The sequence below is a fragment of the Paenibacillus sp. PvP094 genome, assembly GCF_040546835.1.
In the GTDB taxonomy this organism is placed as follows: domain Bacteria; phylum Bacillota; class Bacilli; order Paenibacillales; family Paenibacillaceae; genus Paenibacillus; species Paenibacillus illinoisensis.
The window spans coordinates 6,311,017-6,337,661 of sequence record NZ_JBEPOM010000001.1; the positions used below are offsets into that span (position 1 = coordinate 6,311,017).

Annotated in this window: 22 protein-coding genes; 5 read left to right on the top strand and 17 right to left on the bottom strand. The window is 47.8% G+C overall.

Going from position 1 to position 26,645, the window contains the following annotated elements; translation table 11 throughout:
• Positions 1 to 243 precede the first annotated feature (243 nt).
• Positions 244 to 417: a 50S ribosomal protein L32 gene (gene rpmF / locus ABIC22_RS28530; RefSeq protein ID WP_090923906.1), complete on the bottom strand. Its 174-nt coding sequence runs from the start codon at positions 415 to 417 to the stop codon at positions 244 to 246.
• A 63-nt stretch (positions 418 to 480) separates the two neighbouring features.
• Positions 481 to 987 (bottom strand): YceD family protein, encoded by a 507-nt coding sequence (locus ABIC22_RS28535; protein ID WP_127536290.1) that lies wholly within the window; start codon positions 985 to 987, stop codon positions 481 to 483.
• 454 nt (positions 988 to 1,441) lie between these two features.
• Between ABIC22_RS28535 and hmpA the strand changes: the two genes are divergently transcribed.
• Complete coding sequence (hmpA, locus tag ABIC22_RS28540) at positions 1,442 to 2,680, top strand: NO-inducible flavohemoprotein (protein ID WP_354485448.1); 1,239 nt, start codon at positions 1,442 to 1,444, stop codon at positions 2,678 to 2,680.
• 256 nt (positions 2,681 to 2,936) lie between these two features.
• Entirely contained in the window at positions 2,937 to 4,169 is a 1,233-nt protein-coding gene (locus ABIC22_RS28545; protein ID WP_354486132.1) for a nucleotidyltransferase, read from the top strand.
• Positions 4,170 to 4,329: 160 nt separating this feature from the next.
• On the opposite strand, the gene ABIC22_RS28550 is transcribed toward ABIC22_RS28545, so the two are convergent.
• The gene (locus tag ABIC22_RS28550; RefSeq protein WP_127536293.1) at positions 4,330 to 5,370 is read right to left on the bottom strand and encodes a SepM family pheromone-processing serine protease; all 1,041 of its coding nucleotides are present in this window, start codon (positions 5,368 to 5,370) and stop codon (positions 4,330 to 4,332) included.
• Positions 5,371 to 5,575: 205 nt separating this feature from the next.
• On the opposite strand from ABIC22_RS28550, the gene ABIC22_RS28555 reads away from it, so the two are divergent.
• Positions 5,576 to 6,826 (top strand): nucleoside recognition domain-containing protein, encoded by a 1,251-nt coding sequence (locus tag ABIC22_RS28555; RefSeq protein WP_354485450.1) that lies wholly within the window; start codon positions 5,576 to 5,578, stop codon positions 6,824 to 6,826.
• Here the strand turns inward: ABIC22_RS28555 and coaD are convergent.
• From coaD to ABIC22_RS28625, 14 genes are all read right to left on the bottom strand, one after another.
• Positions 6,804 to 7,310 carry a pantetheine-phosphate adenylyltransferase gene (coaD, locus tag ABIC22_RS28560; protein WP_110822714.1) on the bottom strand — a complete coding sequence of 169 codons (507 nt, stop codon included), beginning with the start codon at positions 7,308 to 7,310 and terminating at the stop codon, positions 6,804 to 6,806. The two genes, ABIC22_RS28555 and coaD, sit on opposite strands and share 23 nt — an antisense overlap.
• A gap of 1 nt (position 7,311) precedes the next feature.
• Positions 7,312 to 7,920, bottom strand: coding sequence for a 16S rRNA (guanine(966)-N(2))-methyltransferase RsmD (gene rsmD / locus ABIC22_RS28565; RefSeq protein ID WP_095287869.1), 609 nt, complete (start codon positions 7,918 to 7,920; stop codon positions 7,312 to 7,314).
• Between the two features lie 415 nt (positions 7,921 to 8,335).
• Positions 8,336 to 8,644 carry a hypothetical protein gene (locus ABIC22_RS28570; RefSeq protein ID WP_127536296.1) on the bottom strand — a complete coding sequence of 103 codons (309 nt, stop codon included), beginning with the start codon at positions 8,642 to 8,644 and terminating at the stop codon, positions 8,336 to 8,338.
• 111 nt (positions 8,645 to 8,755) lie between these two features.
• A complete protein-coding gene (locus ABIC22_RS28575; protein WP_127536297.1) occupies positions 8,756 to 9,061 on the bottom strand; it encodes a hypothetical protein in 306 nt (101 codons plus the stop codon).
• Between the two features lie 156 nt (positions 9,062 to 9,217).
• Entirely contained in the window at positions 9,218 to 12,265 is a 3,048-nt protein-coding gene (gene lacZ / locus ABIC22_RS28580; protein WP_354485453.1) for a beta-galactosidase, LacZ type, read from the bottom strand.
• Positions 12,266 to 12,428: 163 nt separating this feature from the next.
• Positions 12,429 to 13,259 carry a carbohydrate ABC transporter permease gene (locus ABIC22_RS28585; RefSeq protein ID WP_127536299.1) on the bottom strand — a complete coding sequence of 277 codons (831 nt, stop codon included), beginning with the start codon at positions 13,257 to 13,259 and terminating at the stop codon, positions 12,429 to 12,431.
• Entirely contained in the window at positions 13,252 to 14,139 is an 888-nt protein-coding gene (locus ABIC22_RS28590; RefSeq protein ID WP_095287984.1) for a carbohydrate ABC transporter permease, read from the bottom strand. Before ABIC22_RS28590 ends, ABIC22_RS28585 begins: the two co-directional genes overlap by 8 nt.
• A gap of 146 nt (positions 14,140 to 14,285) precedes the next feature.
• The gene (locus tag ABIC22_RS28595; RefSeq protein ID WP_483312607.1) at positions 14,286 to 15,569 is read right to left on the bottom strand and encodes an ABC transporter substrate-binding protein; all 1,284 of its coding nucleotides are present in this window, start codon (positions 15,567 to 15,569) and stop codon (positions 14,286 to 14,288) included.
• Between the two features lie 365 nt (positions 15,570 to 15,934).
• Positions 15,935 to 17,707, bottom strand: a complete 1,773-nt coding sequence (locus ABIC22_RS28600; RefSeq protein WP_354485456.1) for a sensor histidine kinase — start codon at positions 17,705 to 17,707, stop codon at positions 15,935 to 15,937.
• An 18-nt stretch (positions 17,708 to 17,725) separates the two neighbouring features.
• Positions 17,726 to 19,255 (bottom strand): response regulator transcription factor, encoded by a 1,530-nt coding sequence (locus ABIC22_RS28605; protein WP_354485459.1) that lies wholly within the window; start codon positions 19,253 to 19,255, stop codon positions 17,726 to 17,728.
• A gap of 352 nt (positions 19,256 to 19,607) precedes the next feature.
• Positions 19,608 to 20,498: an SMP-30/gluconolactonase/LRE family protein gene (locus ABIC22_RS28610; protein ID WP_354485461.1), complete on the bottom strand. Its 891-nt coding sequence runs from the start codon at positions 20,496 to 20,498 to the stop codon at positions 19,608 to 19,610.
• A gap of 14 nt (positions 20,499 to 20,512) precedes the next feature.
• Positions 20,513 to 21,175, bottom strand: coding sequence for an SGNH/GDSL hydrolase family protein (locus ABIC22_RS28615; protein WP_127536304.1), 663 nt, complete (start codon positions 21,173 to 21,175; stop codon positions 20,513 to 20,515).
• A 48-nt stretch (positions 21,176 to 21,223) separates the two neighbouring features.
• The gene (locus ABIC22_RS28620) at positions 21,224 to 22,015 is read right to left on the bottom strand and encodes an alpha/beta hydrolase (protein WP_174818658.1); all 792 of its coding nucleotides are present in this window, start codon (positions 22,013 to 22,015) and stop codon (positions 21,224 to 21,226) included.
• Positions 22,016 to 22,211: 196 nt separating this feature from the next.
• Positions 22,212 to 23,048 carry an AraC family transcriptional regulator gene (locus ABIC22_RS28625; protein WP_127536305.1) on the bottom strand — a complete coding sequence of 279 codons (837 nt, stop codon included), beginning with the start codon at positions 23,046 to 23,048 and terminating at the stop codon, positions 22,212 to 22,214.
• A gap of 149 nt (positions 23,049 to 23,197) precedes the next feature.
• Here ABIC22_RS28625 and ABIC22_RS28630 point away from each other — a divergent pair, with 149 nt between their 5' ends.
• Both ABIC22_RS28630 and ABIC22_RS28635 read left to right on the top strand, forming a co-directional pair.
• Positions 23,198 to 25,225, top strand: coding sequence for a beta-galactosidase (locus tag ABIC22_RS28630; protein WP_354485464.1), 2,028 nt, complete (start codon positions 23,198 to 23,200; stop codon positions 25,223 to 25,225).
• Positions 25,226 to 25,669: 444 nt separating this feature from the next.
• A complete protein-coding gene (locus tag ABIC22_RS28635; RefSeq protein WP_354485466.1) occupies positions 25,670 to 26,641 on the top strand; it encodes a helix-turn-helix transcriptional regulator in 972 nt (323 codons plus the stop codon).
• Positions 26,642 to 26,645: the final 4 nt, after the last annotated feature.

The window sequence follows — 26,645 nt, forward strand, 5'->3', positions numbered from 1 at the left end:
CTCTATGTAACCCCAAATCTTAGAACCTGGTACTAAAGCATAGTATATCTCATCCTGTGTCAAAAAGAAAGACTGGGCGGGCAAAAACCACTCTCTGCTAAACAGCCGCTCTCCTGCATTCTACGAATCTTTCTTCTTGAAACAATCAACCGAAGTCAGTCCAGCCCTTAACACGAACATGAATTTGAACATTCAAAAAAAGTAGTACCTCATCGAAATGAAGTACTACTTGATGTCTAACTATTATTGAGAGATGATCTCTCTTGCTTTGTACGTTCCGCACACTTTGCACACGTGGTGAGCAAGCTTCAATTCGCCGCATTGTTCACATTTCACCATGCCCGGTACAGCCAATTTAAAGTGAGTGCGACGTTTGTCGCGACGCGTCTTGGACGTTCTCCGTTGAGGTACTGCCATTATTCCCACCTCCTTATCAAAATCAACCTTTGCAGGTAGTTGTTACACTAGATTTTCATTTGCTCATTTAAAAAAATCCTTGAGCCCTGCAAGCCGCGGGTCGATAACTTCGTTATCGCAACCGCAGTCACCCTCGTTCAGCTCATGGCCACACTTTGGACATAGCCCTTTGCATGTATCGCTGCATAGCGGTATAAACGGTAGGTGCAGCAGAAAAGCTTCCTCGGCATATAGCTTCAGATCGATGTCCTCTCCATCCACATAGACAGTATCATCTTCTTCAGGCAAGTCCTCCGGCTGTTCTCCCTGCTTGAATTGCTCATGAAAATCAATATGAAGATGTTCACTAATCGGCTTGAGACAACGTGAGCACAACATGTCCACTCCTGCTGACACTTTGCCATGAACATCCACCACGCCCCCCGTTGCTTGTTCTGCAGATAAATCCGCAGTCAGCGGGGTAACGGCTGTGATATCTTGTCGGTTAGAAATCAGTTCCTTAATATCCCACTGTTCATTGAACTGCAGGGGTCGGTCACTGATAGCCACTTTGCGAAATGGCAATAACATTTCCCATCACTCCAAACGAAACCAATTTCATAATTCATGTTAAATGCTTGACGGCAGTTATACAGATCAAGTCTGATCGTTGTGCACTTCATATCTTGACTGTATGTATTCTGACGATTCATCGTTAAAAGTATTATGAAATTGACTTAACAAACAAAAATCATTATACCGATTTTCCAAGACGTTTGTCAACACTTTTAACTTTACACCCTTTTGGAAAAGAAAGATACCCGAACGATAAAAACACTCTTCAGCATTATAAACTTTCTCTCCGCCATACTACAAGCTAATCCTTTTACTTGCATGACGGACACATTTCTTTAATTATTCGTGTGATGTAGATCACACGTCCCCCTTTAGACCCTATCTATACTTGCTATATGCCACGCATAATAGATAAATGGCGCAAGGTTATCCATCTAATTTGTCAATCCATTTATGGGAGGAAAAATCCATGTTAAGCGAAAATACAATTCGAGTGATCAAATCCACCGTACCTGTACTTGAAGTTCACGGCGAAGCCATTACCAGCCATTTTTATAAAACAATGTTTGCACATCATCCTGAACTGCTGAACATTTTCAATCACGCTAACCAAAAACAGGGACGGCAGCAGGCCGCTCTTGCCAATATGGTATACGCTGCTGCCCTTCATATTGATAATCTCGCCGCAGTCCTGCCAGCCGTGCGCCAGGTCGCGCACAAACACCGCAGTCTTGGCATCGCCCCGGAACAATACGAAATCGTGGGCACGTATTTGCTGAAAGCGATCAAGGATGTGCTGGGGGATGCTGCGACCGAGGAGATTATTTCTGCGTGGGCAGAAGCCTACAATGTCATTGCGGGTGTTTTTATTGGATTAGAGAAGGATCTGTACACAGCGAGCGAGAACCAAAACGGTGGCTGGGAAGGTTTCCGATCCTTCCAGGTTGCTAAAAAGGTAAAGGAGAGCGACCTGATTACTTCCTTTTATCTGATGCCAACGGACGGCAACCTCATAGGCACATATCAACCTGGACAGTATATCAGCCTCCGGATGAAACCTAAGGGGAATGCATATGCCCAAATTAGACAGTACAGCCTTTCGGAAGCTCCAGGAAAACCGTATTATCGCATTTCCGTTAAACGTGAGAGTGCTGTGATGGAACGACCAGATGGTGTAATATCCACCTATTTGCATGACCATATCACTGAAGGAGACTTGGTCGAATTGTCTGCTCCTGCAGGCGATTTCACACTGAACCCGGAGGATTCACGCGATGTCGTATTATTGAGCGGTGGCGTTGGCCTCACTCCGATGATCAGCATGTTGAACACGCTGGTTGACAGGAATGTCCAGCGTTCAATCACTTTTGTCCATGCTGCCCTAAATGGCGAAGTTCATGCTTTCCGGGATCATGTAAATACATTGGCAGAACAGCATGAGAACGTACAGGCATTGTATTGTTATGCTCAGCCAACACCAGATGACCGCGAGCAATCGCGTTTTCACAGAGAGGGTTATATTGATGCAGCCTGGCTGTCACAGATGATCCGCGAGCCCCTGGAATCCGATTACTATTTGACCGGTTCTGTCCCCTTTATGCAGACGATGTATGCGGCACTGGGCGAGATTGGCGTTTCACCTGAGAATATTCATTATGAGTTCTTTGGTCCCAAAACAAACCTGATTCCTGCACCGGAAGCCATTTAATTTATCTCCAGAAGTAATAATAAAGGATCATCCATGACTCCCCTGAAAGCACGGGCCGTATTCATCTGAATGCGACACCGTGCTTTTTTGGCGTTTTCTTAACGCTTTTATTTGAATAACGATGCTCGTATCCCCTATTATTAAGCAAGACGTTTCTGCTCGGCGAAGCAGCAATGACATTAATCGACCAATGCGAACAAAATCCCAGTCAGGTATTGAAGATATATAACATTGTTATTGAAAGGAGTGCCCAATGATGAAAGCTGTAGGTGTGATTGTGGAATATAATCCGCTGCATAACGGACATGTCTATCACTTGAATGAGGCCAGACGTCTAAGCGGTGCAGATGCCCTTGTGGCCGTCATGAGCGGCCCTTTTCTCCAGCGGGGGGAACCCGCCATTGTGGGCAAAAGGGCTCGTACGGAGATGGCGCTGCACGCAGGCGCCGATCTGGTGATTGAGCTGCCGGTTGCCTATGCGGTACAACCGGCGGAATGGTTTGCCTTCGGTGCGGTCTCGCTGCTGCACCGCACCGGGGTCGTGGACTCGCTCTGCTTCGGCAGCGAGTCCGGCGACCTGGACAGCCTGCAGCGCATTGCGCGCGTGCTGGCTGTGGAGCCCGCAGGGCTGCGCGAGGACATCGCGCGACGCCTGCGGGAAGGCGCCAGCTACCCCGCCGCGTACGCAGGCGCGGCAGCAGCGCTGGCGCCCGGCGGCGTGAGCGAAGATGCCGCCGCCGCACTGCTCGGGCAGCCCAACAATTCGCTTGGGCTGCACTACCTGATCGCGCTGAAACGTCTCGGCAGCGCGATCCAGCCCTTGACGACGGCACGCACCGGTGCCGCGTATCATGAGGCGACGCCCGGACCGGGGGCGATCGCCAGTGCAACAGCCGTCCGCCGCCTGCTGATGGCGGACGGGCCCCAGGCCGCCGCGCCGTATGTGCCGGCGGCAACACTTGCCATTCTGCAGCGCGAATGGCAAGCGGGACGCGCTCCCGTGCACTGGGAGCGCTTCGCCCAGCCACTGCTGCACACCGCGGCGACCCGCCGTGCCTCCGAGCTGGCAAATATCGCCGAAGTCACGGAAGGATTGGAGCACAGGCTGCTCCGCACACTGGCTCAGCTTCCGGAACCATCGGTCGAATCGCTGCTGGATGCACTCAAAACCAGGCGGTATACGCGCACCAAGCTGCAGCGAATGTTGACCCATATTCTGTTGAATCATGCCAAGGCTGAATTTACCCCGGACATGCTAGCCGAAGGACCTGGTTATCTTCGTGTCCTTGGATTCAATTCACTGGGCCAAAGTCTCTTGAAACAGATGAAAACGGCTTCGTCCCTGCCTGTTGTGCTGAAACCCTCTGCCTTTACTCACAACCAGCTGGAGCTTGATGTGCAGGCACAAGCAGCGTATGCCCTCTCTTATGAGCAGACGGACACACGAGCCATGTATAGCGATTATTATGAGCCGCCAGTTCGATGCTAAACATTGTATTGTAAATAAATTGTTCATAAATGTTCTCATCAAAAAAATCCCCTATGTCGTGTCGTTTATTCAAACGATCGCATAGGGGATTTCCATTTGTCTGCTCTTACTTTTCCTTGATAACGCACTTGTTCCTAATCACATAATCCATTTCAAGCTTTTATGATTTGGCAGACAATGTTTTCAGATAAGCCAGGGCATCATCTACCGTATTCACAGGAACCAGCTTCATTTTAGTGCCAATCTGTTCGGCTTTGGCTTCGGCTTCCTGATAATTCTGTTTCGGAACGAAGAAAATCTCCGCCTCTTTTCGATCCGCAGCAACGATTTTATGCACCACACCACCAATGGGACCGACTACGCCTTCCTTGGTGATCGTGCCCGTGCCGGCTATTCGGTGACCTTGGGTAAGGTCCCCGGGAGTAAGCTGATTATAAATTTCCAGGGTAAACATCAATCCGGCCGAAGGACCCCCAACCTGAGTATCCGTAAACGTAATTTGTTTATTCGAATCTTCGGGTTTTACTTTCTGTACGGTTCCGATCATTACACCCAGCCCAGGCCGGGTAGCACCCGTTTTGCTGTCTTTTACTTCAATCAGCTTCACATCACGGCTAATCGTCTCGCCTCCGCGTTCCAATTGCATTTCTACCGTATCTCCCACTTTTTTATCCTTCAACAGGGCAGATAATACCGTGTTATCCGGTGTAGCTGTGCCATTCACACCCAGGATAATGTCACCAGGAGCAATATCTCCCTGTGGTTTCGGATCCTCCGACAAACCAAACACGAAGATATGTTCAGGAACAATGGAATACTTAACACCCGCCTGCTCATAAGCCGCTTCCATGGCGGAAGATTGGGAATCGCTCATGAACCATACCTGTTCGGCCGAGTACTCGGCTTCCGTTTTTCCTTGCAGGCGGTCTTCCTTTTTGTCAATTTGCATATTTCGGTTAAACAAGGACGTACCCAGCAAAAACACATTGGCATACGTTGCCGACACCGTCGTCATCATGAATACACCACGTTCTTCCTGGTCCCCATCCTTCACCGTAACCATCGGTTTTACTTCATCCGCGCTGCCAGGCATATAGATGATATATGGCGTTGGCATATACACTGCAACATAGACAACCAGAGCCACCACGATCACAAAGATCGAAGCTCTGAAGCCGCCAGATTTTCGAATCCGATTCATCGCATGAGCCCCCGTTCTTTGCGTTTCTTCCATAATTATAAGTCTAACATCCTCATTCTCACGCATACAATGGTACAGGCCGGATAGGCCGCAGTATTCTGTCGCTTGTCCGGTCAAGGCCGAACCGTCCTCTGGACGTCATTCGGCCGTCCAATCCGATTACTGCAGCCGAATGAATCCGCGCTATTTCATATGAGGTGAAACGATGACAATGCAGACCGAGGTTACAGGATCCAACCCGATCAGGTCGGTACTACTTAGTACCGGCGCTTTGTTACTGGTCGTCGCTGTAGTTGTATCTCCGAAAGATGCCTTCGATGCCTCCATTCAAGGGTTGGACATCTGGTGGAAAATTATCTTCCCGGCAATGCTTCCGTTTCTGATGCTGTCGCAAATGCTCACTGCATTTGGTTTTACAGACGCTCTCGGCGTCTTGCTGGGACCCCTGATGCAGCGTTGGTTTCGCCTACCCGGCGATGCTGGACTAGCCCTTGCCGTCGGCATGTGTGGAGGATTTCCTGCTGGGGCTGACACGGCGCAACGTTTGGTTCGGGATCAACAAATAACCGGCAAACAGGCCATTATTCTGGTCGCTGTAGCTCATTTCACCAATCCGATGATGATCATTTTGGTCATAGGTGCCGCTTTTCTTCACCAGCCTGCTGCCGGATACTTTCTGCTTATAATTCATTGGCTCAGTGGATGGATTGCTGCAATGATTGCCATTCGGCTCAATCGCCGTCGTCAAAAACAGACCACTACAGCCAGTCCCCCCAAACGGAGCCCGCAACATGGACTTTGGTTCCAAATGATGAACGCAGCCCGTGAAGCCCAGGCCCGAGATGGCCGCGGGTTCGGTAAACTGCTAGGTGACACCGTATCTCATGCGGTACAGACGCTAATGATGACTGGTGGTTACATCATCGGTTTTGCCGTGTTTATACGACTTCTGGGCCTGTACATCACACCCGGCAGTTCGGCTGCCCTCTGGCCTTCTGTATTGGAAGTGCATTTGGGCACATACCATTTAAGTCAAACTCCATGGGCTCCCATACTTACGATTTCCCTGATTGCTGCGGTTCTTGGTTGGGGCGGACTGTGCTCCCATTTACAAGTCTCAGCAGTGATGAAGTCAGCCGGATTGGCAGCCAAGAGCATGATCTATTTTGCTGCTGTACGTTTGCTTCATGCGTTGATTGCCTTTTCCTTAAGTGTCTTCCTATGGATACCCTTCAGCCGTTATAGTGCAGAGGTATGGGCTCCGTTCTGGCCTTCTGCAAGCGCGGATGAGACGACTCTGCTGCCGATGCAATCCCAGCTTGAAGGCAACACCGCTGCGGCAGAGATTTTATGGAGCAGCTTCCCGGCAGTCTGTATCGGACTTGCGATCATTCTTGCCATTATGATCAGCCTGTCGGGCTTGACCCACTGGTTTAACCGCCGTTTTTCTCGCTGATTTTCCGGCGAAGTGCAGTTTCCACTTCCGGGGACACCAGATCGGTTACATCTCCATGGTAATGAGCAATTTCCTTGACGATACTGGAGCTCAAATACGAATATTTCGGATTGGTCATCATAAAGATGGTTTCCGCATCCGGGTTCAGCTTGCTGTTGGTGGAAGCAAGCTGCAGCTCGTATTCAAAATCAGTCACGGATCGTATACCACGGACGATGACCTGAGCTTCCTTTTGCCGAACATAATTGGCTGTCAGATCACGGAAGCTATCCACTTCCACATTGGGCAGATGCCCTGTAACTTCTGTAATGAGCGCTTTACGCTCTTCCACCGTGAACAGTGGATTTTTGCTCATATTATTCAGTACAGCCACGATGACGCGGTCAAATTGCTTGGACGCCCTGGCGATAATGTCCAGATGGCCCATTGTTACGGGATCAAAACTCCCGGGATATACGGCAATCCGTTCCTGCCTGTGTATCATTTCAGTCATGAGGAGCCTCCTCTTCTGCTATGCTGTTTTCTCCATCATTCGATGCCTCAGGTGCATAATCATAGATGGACACAGCTGTCTCCCCATACACAGCCTTGCGCGTTTGTTCAAACGGGCCGAATTGCTCAGGGTAACTATATTTGGATTCATATTCAAGCACGATCGTCGCTTCCGGTTTAAGCAGTTCAAGTTCATGCATCGTAAGCATCAGCTCATCCCCGTTTTTCATCCGGTAAGGCGGATCGAGAAACACCAGATCAAATTGTGTCGTTCGCTTTGCAAGCGCCTTTAACGCACGACCTGCATCATTACGGTATATAGCTGCCTGATCCTCCAGCTTGGTTGCCTTCAGATTGGCGCGGATCACTTCAATACTTTTGGATTCCAAATCAACAAAAACAGCCTTGTCCATGCCGCGGCTCAGCGCCTCAATTCCGAGACCACCACTACCCGCAAACAAATCCAATGCTGTACCGCCCTCAAAATAAGGGCCAATCATGCTAAACAGCGCTTCCTTCACCTTGTCGGTGGTCGGACGTGTTCCATTGCCAGGAACAGCCTTCAGCGGTCTGCCTTTCGCACTCCCGGATACCACTCTCACTGATGAGTCACCTTTTCTCTCTATGTAAGTTTATTGATACAACTATCGTACCACACTCGGGTTCAGTTTGAAAAATAGTCTGTCTCCATTCATTTCAAAAAATTGTTGACCCGTTGTTGACGCATATGTATAAAAAGGAAACCTTTCGGCCATTCTATAATTATCGACATCACAAGTGTCGTAGACAACCGCGGAGAAGACTTACGTTTCCCCATAAGCTCTTCGTCCGGTTTCTCCTCTCCCATGAAAAATAGGCCCTCGAAAGAGGGCCTGTTTTTATTTGCTTTCAAATATGTATGGAAATCATTAATTAAGACGGTATGCAGTCCTCAATAAGATGTTACGGCTTATTCCACTTTAGCATCTGTTACGGGCTCCAACCAGCCGATTTCTTAGAGCCAAACTTCCATGTCATTCAGAAACCTCCATGATGCTCCGGCTGTTCATGGTTCTCCATCTCCCGGTATTTCCGATTGGAGCGCCGAAAGTTAACCATGGAGAACAGCAGAAGAACTACCGGTAAGAATAAATTCCAATACTGCTTAATAATCATCACAATACCGAAGAACGCTATCCCCAGCCAAACCAGAATTTCAATAGACTCAGCCCTGGTTAGCGTAAGCTTAAACGCTTTTTTGGAGATGAGACGAACGAGATAATACACGAGCACAGCATAGAACACACCCATACCCAGGATCGCAACTAGAGCAAATAACATTTCCATGAACATGCCCCTCTCACCTCCAAATTTGTTTACCTCAAGTTTCCTTATTTTACAACATAAGCAAAAGTGTGTCTTAACTTTGACTACCAAGAAATATTCTTTCTTTCCATGTTATTTCTCTTCCGTAATAACCGTTGCGTTGTAGATCACAACACGCTTTCCATTCAGATCAAATAGAACTTTATTGCCATATTCCGTATCCTGCACATCGATTTTCCCCTCATAGGTCTGGATCAATTCCCCGGAGTCACTGTACACTTTAACGATCCGCTCCAGACCTCCGGAATTGTTGGATCTCATCGTTTTCAGCGCCCGCTCACCCGAAGCCGTATTGAAATACCAGATGACACACCCCACAATGATACCGAGTACAGCCAGTACGGTAACCCAGACACCTGCTTTTGCCTTTCCGCTCATAATGAAGCCCCTCCCTTTGTTCCATGTCCCGTATAGTACGAAATAGCTTCGGTAGCGGTTTCATGGAATTACTCTTGTGCGACCATTTCTTCATAGCAAAACAGAGGTCATCCGATACACGGAGACCCCTGTTCTACATTTATTAGGATACGACTCTTACAGTGAACGAATGACAAATTCAAATTCCAGTTCGCCGTCCGAGGCAATGCGATATTCCGGATGAACCGGCGCACCCCAGCTATCATCACCGCCAACACCCATCTGTTTGCCTGCTACCGTAACCACCGTGTAATGTACTGGTGGCAGTTCGTATGCATGCTGTGCGTTCTCCAGTTCGAATGCCGTATAAGGCGATACGTTCAGCTCAACCGGAGCTGCAGAAGCTTCAATTTTGAAGCCGCGTCCTGCATCATCGGTCAGTTTTGCCCAGCGTACCCCTGTGCGGTTACCCGATTCCTGTGGTACCAGGTATGGCGCAACCGTATCCGCCACTTTACTGCCATGAATGCCCAAGCGTGCTCCAAATGCACGATCCGCATAGTTTTCTTCCGGACCCATGGCCAGCCATTCCACGTTGCCATATTCCGGTGACGTTTTGAAAGACAAGGCATGAATCGGAAGGTCAGGCAAGCCCGCTGTACCTTTGTAGGCGTTATGAACATGCACGCTTCCATCTGCACGCACAGTATAAGTCACTTTTACCTGCACATCTGCAGAAATGTTGAGCTTGTACGTGAATTCAATGCGATATTGATCCGGTTTCTGTTCTGCCTTCCACTCCACACATCTTGGCAGCAGACTAGCGGCATACCACGCACCAAGTTCGAAGCCCATGGCAGTTCCTTTATCATTATCCGTCGTCGCCCGCCAGAACAATGGCGCAGGAGGCTGAGCAATCGTCTCACGGCCTGACAGTTTGAGGGATACCAAAGTTCCGAAGGCTTTGGAGAACAGCACGTGAGTTTGACCTACACGGACACCAATGTTCACATCCCCTTCAACCACCTGAATATCATTTGTCAGATTCAGATCCTCTGCAGCTGTTACAGCTGAATCTTGTGTGAAGATAAATTGGCCAAACGCGACTTCGTCCCCTTTGTCCGCCCAGAGTGTAGCCGCTTTGAGAACAAACGCAGCATTAACCGCATATTCGCCACCAGCCAGAGTATCTGTATCCAGCGGAAGACTTACTGTTTTCTCGCTTTGTGCAGGTACATTGACCTCCAACGTTCCGTGCAGCACTTCATGTCCCTCACGTTCCAGGCTGTACACTAGTTCCAATGCTGATGTATCTGCAAACAGGTTTCCATTAATGATCTTGACCCCTTCACGATCCGGGAACAACTTAATATTTTGATACAGGAACTTCACTTCCTGCATTTTTGCTGTTACTTTGCGATCCGCATGCACGATGCCGTTCCCACAGAACGAGTAGTCCGAAGGACGATCGCCGAAATCTCCGCCGTATGCGAGGTATTCCTTGCCGTAACGGTCTTTCTTGTAAATGGATTGATCGATGTAATCCCAGATAAATCCACCCTGATACATCGGGTATTTGTCTTCCAATTCCGTATATTTGTGCATGCCACCGATGGAGTTACCCATGGCGTGCATGTACTCACAGCTGATGTAAGGCTTGGTCGGATTCGCATTCAGGAATTCCTCAATGTCTGCTGGCTTGGCATACATGCGACTCTCCATATCACTTGTCTCATCAAAACGACGATCATGGAAAACTCCCTCATAATGCACGAGACGCGTTGGGTCAGCTGATTTGAAGTATTGGGATACTTTATAGATAACTTCACCGCCATGTGACTCGTTACCACACGACCAGATCAGAATGGACGGGTGGTTTTTGTCACGCTCCACCATGGATACAGCCCGGTCCATGACAATGTCATGCCACTCTGGTTTATCTCCAGGAATGACCCAGGAAGGCTCAACGGCGCCAAGCTTTTGCCAGGAACCATGTGTCTCCAGGTTCATCTCATCAATAACATACAACCCGTATTCATCACACAATTCATACCACAAGCTTTGATTCGGATAATGTGATGTACGAACCGCATTCATATTGTTCTGTTTAATGGTACGCACATCCCAGAGCATGTCCTCTTTGGTAATGGCACGGCCACGGCGCGGATTGAACTCGTGACGGTTAACTCCTTTGAATACAATGCGTTTACCGTTGATATGCATCACTTTATCGATCATTTCAAATTTGCGGAAACCAACGGACTGAGGAACCACTTCAACCAGCTGACCTGCAGCATCATATACACGGATGTATAAACGATACAAATACGGTATTTCCGCACTCCACAGGTTTACCTTGCCGAACTCTTCTCGAAGACTAACCAGACCATTCGTAACATCCACGCCACCAAATGTTCTCAAAGCGTTCCCTTCAGCATCGCGCAGCTCAGCTTCAACTCGTGCTCCCGCAGCAGCTTTACCTTCCAGCTTCAGATCGAGGTTCAGCGTACCGTTGGTATAAGATTGGTCCAGGTCCGTTACCACACGAAGGTCCCGGATATGTGCTGCCGGTACCGTATAGAGATATACGTCTCTGAAAATGCCGGAGAAGCGCCAGAAATCCTGGTCTTCCAGCCAGCTGCCCGTGCTGCGTTGATATACTTCCACAGCCAGTTTGTTCTCTCCATCCTGAAGGAACGGCGTCAGATCGAAATCCGATGGGGTGAAGCTATCTTCACCGTATCCCACGAACTGTCCATTAAGCCACACATAGAATGCGGATTCCACTCCCTGAAAGGAAATAAATACCGGATTGTTCTGCCATCCTGATGGCAGGTGAAACGTCCGAATGTAGCTTCCAACTGCATTTTTGTCCTGTGGCAGTGCTGGCGGACGCAGTTCGTTCAATCCATCCCAAGGATATTGTGTATTCACATATTGAATTTGGCCATATCCTTGAAGCTGAATGTGACCAGGCACTTCGATGTCATCCCAGCCTTCACTCGAGTAATCCGATTGGTAGAACAGCTCCGGCCGACAATCCGGACGAATGGCATAATTGAATTTCCAGGTTCCGTTCAGGTCATAACGCATCTTCATGGTTCCTGAAGCCTGTGCTTCCTCCATGGTGCTGTAATAACGATGATCCGAGTAAGCGTTTAGACGGTTGACCTCAAAAACGCTTACATTTCCCAGCCAGTTGATATCTGCTTGTGTTGCTTTCATCGGCTCTCTCTCCCTCTAGTGCGAAATGTATAGTATGAATTATTCAAGATTCAAACCTGTATTTCCTCTTCCAATAACAAACAGAAAGACAGAGGTACACCATTGCTGGTGTCCTCTGCGTTTTTTTCTACATCAGTTTTTTCAGATGACATCCACTATTTCTTTATTTCACAGAACCAACCATACCAGCGACAAAGTGTTTCTGCATAATGAAGAACACTAATGCTGTAGGCAGTGTGGCGATGACGATCGCTGTCATGATCACCCCATAATCCGGCGAGTAGCTGGAGCCGAGATTGGAGATCAGCAATGGAATCGTTTGTTGATCTGGTGTCTGGAGCACAACGAGTGGCCACAGGTAGTTATTCCAGCTGCTCATGAATGTAATGATCGCAGCTGCCGCATATGTTGTTTTCATTGTAGGCATATAGATCTTCAGGAAGATACCCAATTCGCTAAGACCGTCAATCCGGCCTGCTTCGAGCATCTCTTTCGGGAACATTTTGGTGTTCTGACGGAAGAAGAAGATCAGGAACGCTGTTGTGATGGTTGGCAGAATCACTGCGGCCATCGTATTAATACCCATAAACGGTGCAATTCCCGAGATGGTTGCAAACATCCGATAGAGTGGTACCATCAAGGCTGCGAACGGAATCATCATGGAAAGCAGCAGGATGTTGAAGACGATGTCACGTGATTTTGTCCGGTACACTTCAAAGCCGTAACCAGCCATGGAACCAATCAACAGCGCAAGCACTGTGGAAATAACGGATACAATGGCCGAGTTGCCAAGTGCCTGTACCAGATTGGTCGTATCCAACAGCTTCGTAAAGTTATCCAGGAAAGCCGAGCCGGGTAACAATCTGCCTCTGGTGACATCTACCGAAGCATTCGTGGAGCTGACGAGCATCCAGAAAAATGGGAAGATCGATATGAAGGCCACAAGGGACAGGAATACATAGGTGAAAATGCGTTTCACTTTGTTCTTAGCCATTTTTATCACCTGCCACTTTAAACTGGATGATGGACAATACAATAATCATCAGCACGATGGAATACGAAACGGTTGCCGCATATCCGAAGTCCGGTGAATATTTGAACGAAAGGTTATAGATGTATTGCGAGATGGACATCGTAGCATTACCCGGTCCACCCTTGGTGATGTTCATGATCTCATCAAAGATTTGCAAGGTACCAATCGTTGATGTAATGGACGTGAACAGAATAATCGGTTTGAGCAATGGTACTGTAATTTTGAAAAATTGAGTAAATGCATTTGCACCATCAATCCGTGCTGCTTCATAGATCGATTGATCGATATTTTGCAGGGAAGACAGATAGAAAATCATGTTATATCCGGTCCAACGCCAAGTTACGGCGATTATGATCGTAATTTTAGCCCAGAACGGGTCGGTGATCCATTGAATCGGTTCAGCAATGACATGCAGATTCATCAGGAATTGATTGACCATTCCATCTGCAGAGAACAAATACTTGAATACAACAGAGTAGGCAACCAGTGAGGTTACACAAGGCAAAAAGATTGCAGTACGGAAAAAGCTGCGGAAGCGCAGTGTGCTGTCATTCAACAGAACGGAAATGAACAATCCGAGGATGATCATGACAGGGACTTGAATGATCAGGTACAAAAATGTATTCGATACGGCTGTACGGAATGTTGTATCAATAAACAACCTTTTATAGTTATCGAGCCCCGTAAATTCAAGATTGGCACCCACGCCAGACTTGAAAGATAAGAGCAGTGCCTGCAGCATCGGGTAGAAGTAGAATGCAACGATCCCAATGACAGCGAGCGAAATAAAAGCCCATCCAGTCAAATTATTTTTCTTTTGGAGACTGTCTCCTGTATTCATGGCTTTCACAGTATGGCTCCTCTCTCTCCATGCAACATGGATAGAACCCATGGAGCCTTCCACCATGTCCGGTCGGCTGTTTGCTTCGCCAGACGGTGGAACGGCTCCGATGCTTCCTTGGGTTCTATAAGTTACCGTGGATCATCTTAGTTTAATTGAGCTTCAGCTTGTTTTTGTGCATCAGCCAGAACGTCGTCGATCGCTTTGCCGTTCAGGAAGTTTTGCATTTCAACAACCAGAATGTCCTCGATTGCATATGTGTTAATACCGTAATTTACGCTAGGGATTTCTTCAGTCCATTTTGCGAAGTCTGCAAAGATTTTTTGTCCACCGAAGAACTCATCTGCTTTTTCAAATGCTTCACCTTCAGTAGCCGGTTTGTATGTTCCGATTGCGCCGATACCGTTCAGCAGGTCTTGATACAATTGTTTGTCAGAACCAAACGTGCTGCCCAGGAAGTCTGCAGCTTGATCTGCACCAGGAACATTGTTCATAACATACCAGGAGCTTCCTCCAAGGTTGGATGCATGTACAGAGTTTGGTTGACCAGCCATTTTAGGAAGCGGAGCTACCGCCCATTGACCGGATTGGGATGCTTCTTGACGAACGGATGGTGTAATCCAGTTACCTGTCGGGATCGTAGCTACGTCACCATTGTTGAATGCTGCTACGAACTGGCTCCAGTCGGAGTTCAGTTTAACCACATTGGCATCCATCATTGCTTTGTAGGTAACAAATGCTTCTTTCAGCGCTTCATTACCAGCCAGGTTAGGTGTTTTGCCATCCTCTTTGGAGTACCATGAACCAGCGGATTGAATCATCATACGAATCAGACCCAGGTCATTCGGATCAAGAGTGATCAGATCTTTACCTGTTTTTGCTTTAACATCTTTACCGATTTGGATGTAGTCATCCCACGTGATGTCTTGCAAATTTTCAGCTTTGTAACCAGCTTGCTCCAGCAGGTCTGTTCTGTAGTAGAGACCCGTTACACCGGAGTCAAATGGAACACCATATTGTTTGCCGTCATAAGCTGTCGGTCCCAATTTGTAATCGGCAAAGTCAGAAGCCGTGAAGTTGGAAGACAGATCCTTGAAGGCATCAGGGTAAGCATTCAGGAAGCTTTGTGCACGGTAGTCTTCAATTAGTACGATGTTTGGAAGACCGTTGCTTGTTCCCGAGTTCAAACCTGTGTTAAGTTTTTGGATAATATCATTTTGTGCGTATTCAACAACGTTGATTTTTACATCAGGATGATCTTTAGCGTAAGCTTCTTTTGCTGTATTCAATGCAGCAATGTTGAACGATGGGTCCCATGCCCAGATCGTAATCTCATTGGATGCTTTCTCACCCTCGCTAGCCGTGTTGCCTCCTCCTCCGGAAGAACATGCGGACAACAGCAGGACAGTAACGAGCATCAATACCCACATTTTTTTCAAATCATTCAACTCCCCTTCAACCTCTTTGTGTGTAATTTGTTTGCGTTTTCTGAAAGCGGTTGCTTTCGATGTATTCATCTTATCATTCCCAAATCGGCATTCGTTAGTAATAATTTTGTACGGATTTGTCATCTTATTGCCACAATGAAAACCTTTACAGAAACCGTTTGCATTAAATTTGTTTTTTGGTAATTCCTTTTGATTTCGGAGTAGATCGAGCCAAAAATTTTACCATTAAAGCAAAACACCGCTTTCATTTATCAAAATAAAAAAAGCCCTTCGTGTGGAGACCACTCCACAGAAAGACTTTTGATCCGTGTTCGTTTGTAAGCTCATATTGCATCCGTGCCATTTCTTCAGCTTGTAATCAGAGGAAGTGTCACCGTCACTCTTGTCCCCTCGCCTGGTGTACTCATAATGGTCACACCATACGGGGCTCCATACAGCAGTTCAATCCGGTCATGCACATTACGAATACCAATGCCGCTAAACAGCTGCCGATTATTTTTGGGATTAGGCAAAGATTCCCCCATTGAAAACCCTTCAATGCCATCTCCGTTATCCATGATTTCGCATATGAGTGTTTCTCCTGCCCGAGAGACGAGAACATGAATGGTGCCGGTCTCTTTGCGGTTAAAGGCGTGGAAGAAGGCATTTTCAATAAACGGTTGGATGACAAGTTTGGGTACATGGTAGTGATTACAGTCGGGAGCTACATAGAAGGCCGCTTTGATTCGTCCACCATAACGGACATGATTGATGAAGACATAGTTCTTCAGGTTCTCCACTTCCTGCTCTACCATGACCGTCTCGCTTACATCGCTGATCGTATTTTGCAGTAAGGCAATCAATGCGTTGATCGTCTCTGCTGCCCGATCCTTGTTCCCCTGCTGTACGAGTACCTTCACCGAAGCCAGAGTATTATACAGAAAATGAGGATTAATCTGGCTTTGCAATGCCGCAAGTTCTGCATTGCGCTGTTCCCGCTGGGTCAATACGAGCTGATCCACATAGTCATGAAGCTCGTCAAGCATGTAATTGTACGCATGACCAAGCTGCCTGCTCTCATAACTTCCACTAACCGGAATGTAGTTATCGAGATCGCTTTTCGTAATATTGGACATTTGCTTCACGAGCCTGCGCAGCGACTTTGTAATCTGGTTGGTGATTAGAAACACCAGCACAAGCGCCCCAGCCACAATGGCTGCACAAATCAAGGCAATGGTTTTGAGATCAAGCAATTGTCCCACAGCCTGATTCTTATCAACGACATTAATAATATAGAAACGGTAAAACGGCAGATATTCGGACAGGACTACGCTGTCCTGCTCCATTACCTTTGCGTTTATACCATTATTTTCGCTCTTCGTGGCCATTTGTCTGGCGTAAGATAGAAGATCCAGCTGCTTCGTACCAATCCATTCCTCCCGGTTGGAAGATACAATTTCCCCATTTTCATTGAGGATGACCACATCGTTGCCTCTACTCGTGAAACTGCTGTAAAACTGACGGAACACATTCTCTTTGATGGTTACATAGAGCGTTCCGTAAATCCGGCTCTGGGTCCGATCCGCCAATGCTTTGGTAGCTGAGATCATCTGCTGCGTGCCAACGTCGGTGTCCGTTCGGTAATCATCAAAAATCAACCGATTCGGTGTCTCCACAGCGTCGATCGTAATTGGCAGTTCTCTCAACTCCTCCAGCGACATCCTCAGGTGGGACCGGTCCGTAGAATAGGTACGCCCATTAATTCCGCTAATCGTAATGCCGACCTCGTAGGATTCCATAATGGACTGGATACGGTCCATCGATTCCCTCATATTATAATAGGACTTGGCCATTGTGAGAGAATCCCCCTCTCCCTCCGACAGATAGCCGCGGATTGCCCCGCTTTGGCTTACGTTGTTGGAGACGGCCGCAATCGCATCATTAAAGGATTCGAAGGTGGTCTTAATCTGACTAAGCACCTTGGAATTTGTGATGCTAAATGTCTCGGTAAACAGCTTCGTGGACATATGGACGGTAGTCCATAAAATAAGTACGGAAACGAGAACGATGCTTACCACCATGACGAGAAACAGCTTGGGAAACAATCCGAGACGTGATAATCCGTTCATCCATTTCTTCATGATCTTTTCCTTCTGACTTTATGCCCAGAATTTCCGACGATATCGGCTTGGTGACAGTCCGGTAAATTTTTTGAACACTTTGCAGAAATAGCTGTGATCCGAATAGCCTACCATGCTGCTGATTTCGGAAATGGTAACATCATCCGATCGCAAGAGTTCTTCTGCCTTCTCAATGCGAATTTTGTTCAGATATTCGTTGAATCCTTCTTTTTTATGTGACGAAAAATAACTGGATAGATACGATGGATTAAAATGAAAATGCTTCGCCACTTCAGCGAGACCGAGCGGCTGATCGAAATGCTCATGCATATATTCAAGCAGCATCTTCATATTGGGGTCACTGCGTTTACCTCCATCACCAGCCGTGCATTCCTGCACTTCCAGCATGAACTGATCAAGCACCTGCATGGCTTCATTCAGGCTTGAAGCTCCGTCCACGTTTTTGAAATAAGTATACTTGCTCTCTTCCAGAGCCGAAGATTGTACGTCCATATCCGCAAGGGTAATCGTTACGTTGAAAATCAGATTGCCCAAAAAGGATTTGATCTCGAACACATCCGCAATGTAGTCACGTCCCAGGGTAAGGGCATGCTCTTTCAGATACTCCCTGGCTGACTCGGTACGATTCCGCTTCACGTGCTGCAAAAACATATTAACATTAAACTGATAACCTGCCGTATGCAGTGGTGGAAGTTCGCTGAAGACAAGAATTGAACGGTCCTCATAATAAAAACGATATTCCATGAGTTTAATGAGTTGATTACGGTACACTTCACCCATCTGGTCAAAAGATGTAAAGCTGTCACTTAAGACCCAGCTGGGTCCTTTGATGCCTGCTCCATTTTCAATGGCCATCTCTTTGATCCGCCCGACCATCCACTCCTCTTTGGCAGGGTCTACATTCAGAAGGAATATAGGCATTTCACTCTCTACCGGTACCATGGCACATTCCACATCGGCCAAATAATTAAGCAGCTTGCTTTCGGTATTCTTCTGACTCAAGTGCGAATGCTTCCCGGAAACAAGAAGGCGAAAACAATGATGAGGGAACGTATCCCTGACCATAGCCATATCTTTTTCGTCTTCCAATGCAAAACCGGATAGCATCTTTTCCATGAACTGTCCCAGCTTCCACCCTTCATTTGAGGGCTCATACTGCAGTTCAGGAATTTTTCCGGCCGTTCGCTGAAGTACCTGCAGCAGCTCGTCGGTGTCCAGCTTTGGCTTCAAAATGTAATCTGCAGCTCCGTGCTGAAGCGTCGAACGCACATATTCGAATTCACTGAAGCTGCTGAGCACAATGACTTCAATCTGCGGCTGGCTCGCTTTAAGCGTTCTTACAAATGCTTCACCGTCCATGATTGGCATCACAATGTCGGTTATGACGATGTCAGGCTTCAGCAAACGTACCTGTTCCAGGCCTTCTTCACCATTGGATGCTTCTCCGACAATCTGGAATCCTTCCGATTCCCAATTCATATGATGCTTGATCCCCTGGCGTACCAGAAACTCATCGTCAACAATCAGCACCTTGCACAACCGGTTCATGATCGCGACCCCCTTGTCTAATCTTTCCTCTATGTCTCTACAGGTTATACCTTTTTTATATCGGATATAACGGCTCCCCCGTGTTAGCGGTTACAACAATTTTAAAGTTTTGGTTCTCTCTTTATATCCCATAATCGTTGTTAAATCAATGGAAATTGAAAGCTAGACGTATTCCTGAACAAAAATCCACTCATTCATTTTACACTATTATTCGACAAAAAAAGAAGCCATGGTTCACCTAAAGACAATCGGTGTTCCAGGGCTTCTTATCATATCTTACGATCTGCTTAAAGTTCAATGATTACTTGAACAAATCAAAACGCTTCATCGTACATTGAAATTCCTGCCGTGATTACTCGGCTTGATGCACTCTGCCATACGCATGGGTCTTCTGCCCTTTAACACCGGGCCTAATCACAAAGACAGAACCGGCATCGGGGGTCTCCACCAAACGTTCCTCACTGATGCCTATTCGCGCGGTTGTGATATAGAGATCCTCCAAGTCAGGTCCGCCGAAACAACAGGAGGTTACCTGGTCTGCAGGTACTTCAATCTGCTCCAGCAATTCTCCGTTGTGCGGGTTCCACCGTGTCACTCTTGCGCCGCCCCAATGAGCAACCCACAGCATGCCCTCGCTATCCACCGTCATCCCGTCAGGAAAACCAAAGTCCTCCGGTACCGAAATAACACTTGTCCGATTCGTGATTTCACCTGCTGCGAGATCAAAATCAAATCGGTCAATGGAACGTGTAGGGGTATCGATATAGTACATCACTTGCTCATCCGGGCTCCAGCCCAGTCCATTGGAGGTAGACACATCTCGAACCATGGTTCGAACCGGTTTACCTTCCTCGAGACAATACAGTGAGCCCGCTTTACTTTCATCATGCAGACTCATTGTACCCGCCCAGAACCGACCAAGGGAATCACATTTCCCATCATTGAATCGATTGGTGGTTTTGTCGCTCTCGGGATCCTCGATTGCCTTCAATTCTCCCGTGCTCAGATGGTAGGTATGGAACCCGTTTCGGAGTGCCACAACAACTTCATCGCCGCGATAGGGAACAACAGCACCCACATGTTCACCTACGTCGTAAGCCTGATCTTGCCCTGTTTGAGGATCATAGACATGTACCTTATAACTTTCGATATCCACCCATAACAAACGATTGTGTTCTGCATCCCAGCTTGGACCTTCCCCCAGCCGTGCCGGGGTATGTACTGCAATGTTGAGCTTGCTCAAGCAATCACATCCTTTTATGATTTGGCGCCGCCTGACCATTCAAAACCGATGGCATCCAAAAATGCTTTGGACAAAATCATGTGGCCTGTTGCATCTGGATGAACACGGTCATAAGTCAGGACTGACGTATAGAAATGATCCCAGAACGGTACAAAGGCTGCCTGTGTATCCACCAAAATAGCATCAAACTCATTCGCTACCCTACGCACAGCTTCGCCATAGATATCCATCGTCGCGCGCATAGGATCTTCGGGATTGGCCTCCAGGTAATAAGGGGTCATCAAGACAAGTCCTTTTAGATTGGGGCGAACAGAAGCCACAAGTTCTCTCAAAGTGGATTCATACTCTTCCAAAAACACATGCGAATCTGTCGAAAATGGACGGTCGAACTGACGCCATACATCGTTAATGCCAATCATGATCGTCAACCAATCGGGCTTCAGATCAATAACGTCACGGTCCCAGCGCTGCTTCAAATCGCGAATGGTATTCCCACTATTACCCACATTCTGAATACGCAGCATCAATTCCGGATAAATGGAACGCAAAAGTGCGTATACCTGTGCAACGTAACCATGTCCGAGTCCTGAACTGCCCTCACCTACAGGATGTTCACGACCACAGTCCGTGATGGAATCACCGATGAAGAGCAGCTTGTCATTCTTTTGCAATTTCATAGTCGTATCTCCTTCGCCCTATAGCGCATTAAAATGAGGGGTAAACGGTTACCATCCTTGATTTTTGAGCCAAGTCAGCAACAGATCCGACCACGCCCGAACGGCATGATCATCTTCAGCAAGGCCCAGACCATGCGATCCTTTTTCGAATACATGCAGATCATAAGGAATACCTTGGGCACCCAATGCAAGTGCGTAACGCAAACTGTTCTCGACCGGCACGGCCTCGTCGTCACTCGTATGCCAGATAAATGCTTCAGGTGCGTCAGCTTTAACCTGCTGCTCTGCGCTAAATGCTCTAATCTGTTCAGGCGAGGCATCCGGTCCCAGCAGATTTTCGCGCGAACCAGCATGTCCGTATGATTCCATCGTTATAACCGGATAACAGAGAATAACCCGATCCGGACGTGAGCTTTCACGCTCAATCGGATCTTCGTGATTCGGCTGTCCCTTATCATACAGGGTACCAAGTGTAGCTGTAAGATGGCCGCCTGCAGAGAAGCCGAGTACAGCAATTTTGGAAGGATGGATACCAAATTCCTGGGCATGGGCGCGTACATATCGGATGGCACGCTGACCGTCGGATAGCGGTGCAGGATGCTGATGCGGGGCTACCCGGTATTTCAGCACAAATGCACTAATACCAGCGCGGTTGAGCAATTCGGCAATTGGGGCTCCTTCGTGATCTGCGAGAAACCCGTAACCGCCGCCGGGACAGACAATGACAGCGCTCTCGGAACCAGGCTGAATAAAAGGTATGAGATGTGGCATTTCTTCTTCATGCCCTTTAGCCGCATGAGGTGCTGCGTGATCCCATAATGGAATGGTTGTTGTTGTCAACTTCTATCATCCTCTCTTAGTAGAACGGATACGATCATCCGCTTTCGTTTTCCAATTGAAGGAATCGATATCATCATACGGCAACTGCCCCCATGCATCAATACCTTCCTGGCATCACTTTTGTTCATAGGCACATCGCGGGCGGAAAAACACGGTTAGATACCGTAATCTAAGAGCCGTACTCCTCCCTACTTCGCTATAAATATAACGTTCGAAACTGCTCAGGTGTTACACCTTCAATTCGCCGGAATGTCGCTACAAAATGGCTCGCATCGCGAAACCCGACGCGCGCAGCCGTCTCCTTCACAGTCAATTTGCTGTTCCCTGTCATCCATTCCTTGGATTTGCGAATCCGCAGAAGAATAAAATAACTGTAGGCCGTCATGCCAAATGATTGTTTAAATAACGTATTCAAATGCCTTGGTGTAATTCCTGGCACGGCAGCCATCTGTTCAAGACCTATATCGGGATCCGCATAATGCTGGTCCATGAATGCAATGAGCGGTGCTAGCCGTTCCACGGCATGCGAGATGGATGACCTGCTGCCAGTCATGCCGTGTTTCTTGAGCAGGATCAAAAAGCGGTACATATCGGCGGAAGCTTCCAGCCCGGACAAGTCCTGGTCGCTGCTGATGGAACCCAGCACCTCCCTGCCGTAGTTCTCCAGCGGGCTTCCTGCATCCCATTGATGAAGTGCCGCCTCTCCAAGTCCAAGTGCCTCGGTAATCGCCGGACACTGGGATCCGCCAAACGTTATATAGAGCGTCTCCCACTCCCCTATTGAAGGTACATATTCATGCGGCTCATTCGGAGGCAGGAGAATTCCGGAGCCTTCACCGAGGACTACAGTTGAACCAGCAAAATGGAACTCCCCAGCACCTTTCACCGTCTGAAGCCAGTGATAACAAGGATAGCCTGCAGGTCGGAGAACGTTCTCCTGATTGCCGTTATAACCAATGCTTTCGATATACAGCGGGAGCGGCTCTTCGCGCGGCGTCATGAAATATCTTCGATGTGTTGGTGAGATTAACATGGTGTTCTCCTCTCGATGGTAAGCGTCCAGCCAATACACAGCTGCTTCTCTCATTTCCATATTCTTATATGAATCATTACTTTTCTTATATTTTAAAAGCTATTTGAATCATATAATATACAATTATTCTTATACAAGAGGTGAATATATTGATTAGCAGCAAATTACCCAAAATGTTCTATGGCGGTGACTACAACCCTGAACAATGGGATCACGAGACCCATCTTGAAGACCTGCGCATGTTTAAACTGGCAGGGATTGATATTGCCACAATTAACGTTTTCTCCTGGGCTCTGATTCAGCCTGATGAGGTAACCTATAGATTTGAAGAATTGGATCAATTAATTAACAGTCTCTATGAAAACGGTGTCTACGTTTGTCTTGCTACCAGCACGGCTGCTCATCCTGCGTGGATGGCCAAAAAATATCCGGATGTACTGCGTGTGGATGCAGACGGACGCAAACGCAAATTCGGCGGACGCCATAATTCCTGTCCAAACAGCCCAACCTATCGCAAATATTCCGAGAAAATTGCCGATAAACTGGCGGAACGCTACAAAGACCATCCTGCTGTCCTGGTATGGCACATCTCCAACGAATACGGCGGAGACTGCTATTGCGACAACTGCGAGAAAGCCTTCCGTGTGTATCTGAAAGAGCGTTACAAGACGCTGGATCAGCTCAATCAAGCATGGAACACCAACTTCTGGGGCCACACCTTTTATGACTGGGACGAAATCGTTCTGCCAAGCAATCTGAGTGAGCACTGGGGTAACAACAACTCGACATTCCAAGGCATTTCCCTTGATTACTCCCGCTTCAACTCCGACAGCATGCTTGATTGTTACCGTTTGGAATATGATGCGATCAAGAAGCATGTCCCTGATTCCGTCGTAACAACGAACCTGATGGGATTCTTCAAGCAGCTTGATTATTTCAAATGGGCCAAATATATGGATATCATCTCTTGGGACAGCTATCCGGGTCTTGCCACCCCATTCAGCTTCACTGCCATGGCACATGATCTGATGCGCGGGCTGAAAGATGGTCAGCCATTCATGCTTATGGAACAGACACCAAGCCAGCAAAACTGGCAGCCGTACAACTCGCTGAAGCGTCCTGGGGTAATGCGACTGTGGAGCTATCAGACGATCGCACATGGCGCGGACACCATTATGTTCTTCCAGCTTCGCCGCTCCATCGGTGCATGCGAGAAGTATCATGGTGCGGTCATCGAGCACGTCGGACACGAGAATACACGTGTATTCCGCGAAGTCGCCCAGCTTGGCAAGGAGCTGCAATTGCTCGGTGACAAAACACTGGATGCTACGGTGGAATCCAAAGTGGCGATTGTGTTTGACTGGGATAACTGGTGGGCCATCGAGAAATCCAGCGGTCCTACCGTTGCCCTGAATTATGTGGATCAAATTCACAAATATTACGCCGCCTTTTTCCGCCGCAATATCCAAGTGGATATTGTCAGCGTGGATACCGATCTTAGCAAGTATGATATTGTTCTTGCTCCGGTACTTTATATGGTCAAACCGGGATTTGCCGCCAAACTGGAGAAGTTTGTTGAAGCCGGCGGAACGTTCCTGACCACATTCTTCAGCGGCATTGTCAATGAGAGTGACCTCGTCACAACAGGTGGTTATCCAGGTGAACTTCGTAAGCTGCTTGGCATCTGGGTCGAAGAGATCGACGCTCTGCTCCCTGAGCAGAAGAACAGTATCGTGCTGAAAGACACGTATGGTGATCTTCAAGGCAAATATGAATGCGGCATGCTGTGTGACCTGCTGCACAGTGAAGGTGCTGAAGTTATCGCCGAGTATGGAGATGATTTCTATCAAGGCATGCCTGTCGTAACCCGCAACAGGTTCGGTCAGGGTGAAGCATGGTATGTGGCTTCCGATCCGGAAGAACGCTTCCTGGATGGCCTGCTGGGACAGCTTGCGGCAGCCAAAAACATCCACCCTTTGCTCGAAACACCAGATGGTGTGGAAGTAAGCGCACGTACAAAAGACGGCAAGCAGTACCTCTTCGTCATGAACCACAATGCGACCACTCAGTCGTATGAACTTGGAAATGATAAGGCACAGGACCTCTTAACGGATCGCGAACTTTCGGGTAGTGTGGAGATTGAGGGCCGCGGTGTTCAACTGCTTGAGATGAAGTGAGTCGAGATGCAGTGACCCTATCATGTTGAAAAAGACAAAAAACAGAACGATAGGTAATCATTCGATACAACGTGTTACGATTAATCTTAACAATCATGCTTTTTCTTAAAAATTACGTAAATCTCAATCGATTAAGCTAGATATAAGCTTCTTATCATCATCCTAACTGCTACTTACCGTATCCGTATAACCGGATACGGTTTTTTGCCAACATTTATGGAGTTTTGGTGAGAAGGAAATATTACTCCATAGGGCGAATTTGGACGAGACACATATTATAAGGGCCCATGCCGGAAAAGCGCTCCCTCTCCCACCATTACTCAGCATAAATTCAGGTGTACATATGATTGGTGACACCCAAGATGTCACTAATTGGCTGCTATAATGGCTTTAGCACTCCGGCAACCTTTCCGGCGGCCTAACTCTCGAAACGGAGTGGCTGACATGAACAAAATAAATCGGCTTCCTGCCATCGTCATGGCATTACAGCACGGACTGGAAACAGCACATTCACTGGCAGACAAGTTTGAAGTGTCCCGTCGTACCATTTTGCGAGATATCCAGTCCCTCTCCGAGATGAACGTGCCGATTATTGCAATTTCCGGCCCTGGTGGCGGCTTTCGGCTTATGGAGGGTTATGTGCTGCCGCCACTGCAGCTGGATCCGGTGGAAGCAGCAACGCTCATATTCGCTCTTGAGGGAATTAGCCATTATGCAGATACACCTTTTCAAGAGAAACGCTGGACGGTTATGGATAAAATCAAAGGCATTATTCCGGATGACGTCATGGCTCGGATCGACCCCATGCTCAAACAGCTGAATCACTGTATCCCGGAGCGCAACTATATTCTTCAGCATCTGGAACCGCTCCTTGCATGCATTCCTGAACACGGTTGGTTGCGTATCCTGTATCGTTCGGCTGCACGCCAGCGCTGGATCCAGATCCGTCCGATTCGCATTTATGCTTCTGCAGGATTCTGGTACTGTGATGCATATTCGGAGGAACATGGGGAACAGCGTGTGTTTCGAGTAGACCGGATTCTGGAAGCTGAGTCTATTGACTCCTCCAAAACCAAACAGTTAACGATAGATGCCGAGCGTGAATTGAGCCAGCCTCGCCCTTTGGCAAAACCTGCCGTTCGTATCAGAGCACGTTTAAGCTACTGCGCCATGGTTGAGGCAGAACAAGACAGGCACATTGGTGAGAAATTGACAGAGATTGCCCCGGATCTCTGGGAGCTTTCTTTCCTCTGTCCAGCAGACCAATGGGAGTGGGCTGTTCGTTTCTTTTATCGTCTGGGCCGTGAAGCCGAAGTCATTGAACCCGAGGAACTCCGCAGCGAGATCAGGCAGCATGCCGAGGACGTGTACCGACTGTATGTGAGCACTAACCCGAATTCCTGTACAACTACATAAAAGG